This is a genomic window from Gluconobacter potus, from assembly GCF_015244705.1.
GTDB lineage: Bacteria > Pseudomonadota > Alphaproteobacteria > Acetobacterales > Acetobacteraceae > Gluconobacter > Gluconobacter potus.
Genome location: NZ_JABCQF010000042.1, coordinates 1 through 2,696, shown reverse-complemented (window position 1 = coordinate 2,696; position 2,696 = coordinate 1). Strand labels below are relative to the sequence as shown.

Here is a 2,696-nt window from a genome sequence, read left to right as displayed (position 1 = left end):
TGATCGGATCATATGACAAGCACATCCTTATATCCTTGTCATACTGCCCCATAGTATGAAAGGATACTCAAGGGCAGTATATTCGGAGTAAACGTTTCGTGCCGCACACACCAGCTGAGAAAAAGCGCGTTCTGACCCGCGTGCGCCGTATTCGCGGGCAACTTGATGCGCTGGAACAGGCTCTGGAGAAGGGGGCTGATTGCGGTCCGGTACTGCAACAGGTTGCGGCTATCCGGGGAGCGATCAACGGATTAATGGCCGGTGTCCTCGAAAGCCATCTGCGGGAAGAATTTGTTGAGTGTGCCGGTGATCGTGATGCTGCCAGTGGTTCGATCGAGAATGTGGTGTCACTCGTTCGATCCTATCTCCGGTAATGCCCTCGATGCTGGCTGATAGGTTATTTGGAGAAAAAATCATGAAATCACGGGCCGCAGTTGCTTTCGAGGCGGGTAAGCCCCTTGAGATTGTCGAGATCGATGTAGCGCCTCCTCGTGCTGGTGAGGTGCTCGTGCAGATCACGCATACGGGTGTGTGCCACACTGATGCGTTTACCCTGTCAGGGGATGATCCCGAGGGACTGTTCCCAGCCGTTTTGGGTCACGAAGGCGCGGGAATTGTCATCGAGGTCGGAGAAGGCGTAACCAGCGTTGCCCCCGGCGACCATGTCATTCCGCTTTACACGGCGGAATGCGGTGAATGTCTGTTCTGTAAGTCGGGAAAAACCAATCTCTGCATTTCAGTGCGCGCCACACAGGGTAAAGGTGTGATGCCGGATGGCACGACACGCTTCTCCTACAAAGGTCAGCCGATCCATCATTACATGGGGTGTTCGACGTTCAGCGAATACACGGTTGTCGCCGAGGTTTCTCTGGCAAAAATCAATCCCGCATCCAATCCAGGGCATGTCTGTCTGTTGGGATGTGGCGTCACCACAGGGATTGGTGCGGTACACAACACGGCCAAGGTGCAGCCGGGAGATACGGTTGCCGTCTTCGGTCTGGGCGGGATCGGTCTGGCGGTCATTCAGGGAGCGCGACAGGCAAAGGCTGGCCGGATTTTCGCTATTGATACCAACCCGGAAAAGTTTGAACTTGCCAAAGCATTCGGCGCCACGGAATTCCTCAACCCCAAGGATTATGACAAACCGATTCAGCAGGTTCTTGTGGAAATGACCGGCTGGGGTATTGATCATACATTTGAATGTATCGGAAACGTCAACGTCATGCGCGCGGCGTTAGAAGCCGCGCATCGTGGGTGGGGGCAGTCGATCGTCATCGGGGTGGCAGGGGCCGGTCAGGAAATTTCGACCCGTCCCTTCCAGCTTGTGACGGGGCGTTCGTGGCGCGGCTCGGCTTTCGGTGGGGTCAAGGGACGCAGCCAGCTTCCCGGCATGGTCGAAGATGCCATGCGTGGCGATATCGAACTTGCGCCTTTCGTAACCCACACCATGCCGCTCGAAGACATCAATACGGCCTTCGATCTGATGCATGAAGGAAAATCCATCCGTTCCGTCATTCATTTCTAAGGTCTGCGTCTCACCGCGCAACATCATTTCCAATGGTTGGAAATTACAGGAGAACGATCATGGCAGTTATTTCCGGTGACGGTGTTTTCTCTCACGTTTTTCTTGGGGCAGTGGATACTGCGGTATCCGCGAAATTCTATGACGCCGCGCTTGCGGCTCTGGGCATAAAAAACCTGGGGCCGTTCGGGCATGGGTGGATTCTGTATGGCCGCGAAAAGCCAGCCTTCATCATTGCACGTCCAGGCAACGGTGAAGCGCCCTCAAGCAACGGTGTCACCATCGGTTTTGCAGCAGCGACACCCGCCGAAGTGGAGGCTTTTCATGCCGCAGGTCTTGCCAATGGGGGAACCGATGAAGGCGCACCCGGCCCGCGAAGCCACTTACCGGGCGCTTACGCTGCCTATCTCCGGGATCCGGCAGGGAACAAGATCTGCAGTTATACCTTCACGGACGGTAACTGACATGCGCAAAAGGCAGTGAGAGCCATGGAACGCAAGGAAACACACGCCTCTTTTGGGGGGGTGCAGGAAGTCTGGCGACACAAGTCCGTGTCGTTGGGTGTGGAATCAAACTTCGCGATCTACCTGCCGCCGCAGGCAAAAACTGAAAAGGTTCCCGTTCTTTACTGGCTCTCCGGTCTGACATGTACGGAGCAGAATTTCATTGGCAAGGCTGGCGCGCAACGCGTGGCCGCAGAACTGGGCATCGCCATTGTCGCGTCGGATACCAGTCCACGGGGCGTGGGTGTGGCTGATGACGATGCGTACGATCTTGGACAGGGTGCCGGATTTTACCTCAATGCGACGCAGGAGCCGTGGGCTGCGCATTATCGGATGTATGATTACGTCGTCACGGAACTTCCTGCGCTGATTGAGGCGAGCTTTCCGGTTACGCAGCAGCGAGGCATTGCGGGACATTCGATGGGTGGATTTGGCGCCATCATGATCGCGCTGCGTAATCCTGGCCGCTATCGTTCTGTGTCAGCCTTTTCACCCATTGTGGCGCCAACGCAGGTACCATGGGGTGAAAAAGCATTCAGTGCTTATCTGGGTCCGGATCGTGCCAGTTGGGCAGCCTATGACCCGCTTGAACTTGTGCGGACAGCGAAGGAAAGACTGCCTGTTCTGATAGATCAGGGTCTGGCGGACCAGTTTCTGAAAGAACAGCTCAG

At 55.8% G+C, this 2,696-nt stretch carries 4 protein-coding genes; all 4 read left to right on the top strand.

All coding sequences use genetic code 11. From position 1 onward, the window contains the following. The first annotated feature begins 98 nt into the window (after positions 1-98). The gene (gene frmR, locus HKD31_RS15790) at positions 99-374 is read left to right on the top strand and encodes a formaldehyde-responsive transcriptional repressor FrmR (protein ID WP_003626675.1); all 276 of its coding nucleotides are present in this window, start codon (positions 99-101) and stop codon (positions 372-374) included. A 41-nt stretch (positions 375-415) separates the two neighbouring features. Continuing rightward, entirely contained in the window at positions 416-1,525 is a 1,110-nt protein-coding gene (locus HKD31_RS15785) for an S-(hydroxymethyl)glutathione dehydrogenase/class III alcohol dehydrogenase (protein ID WP_003618980.1), read from the top strand. 59 nt (positions 1,526-1,584) lie between these two features. Continuing rightward, on the top strand, positions 1,585-1,986 hold the full coding sequence (locus HKD31_RS15780; RefSeq protein WP_003618982.1) for a VOC family protein: 402 nt from the start codon (positions 1,585-1,587) through the stop codon (positions 1,984-1,986). A gap of 24 nt (positions 1,987-2,010) precedes the next feature. Next, positions 2,011-2,696, top strand: a 686-nt coding sequence (gene fghA, locus HKD31_RS15775; RefSeq protein WP_194265708.1) for an S-formylglutathione hydrolase, incomplete at its 3' end; no start/stop codon positions are given.

Bases quoted from the DNA above. Each gene is read 5' to 3' on its own strand.
- HKD31_RS15785 (WP_003618980.1), top strand. From the start codon at position 416: ATGAAATCACGGGCCGCAGTTGCTTTCGAGGCGGGTAAGCCCCTTGAG.
- HKD31_RS15780 (WP_003618982.1), top strand. From the start codon at position 1,585: ATGGCAGTTATTTCCGGTGACGGTGTTTTCTCTCACGTTTTTCTTGGG.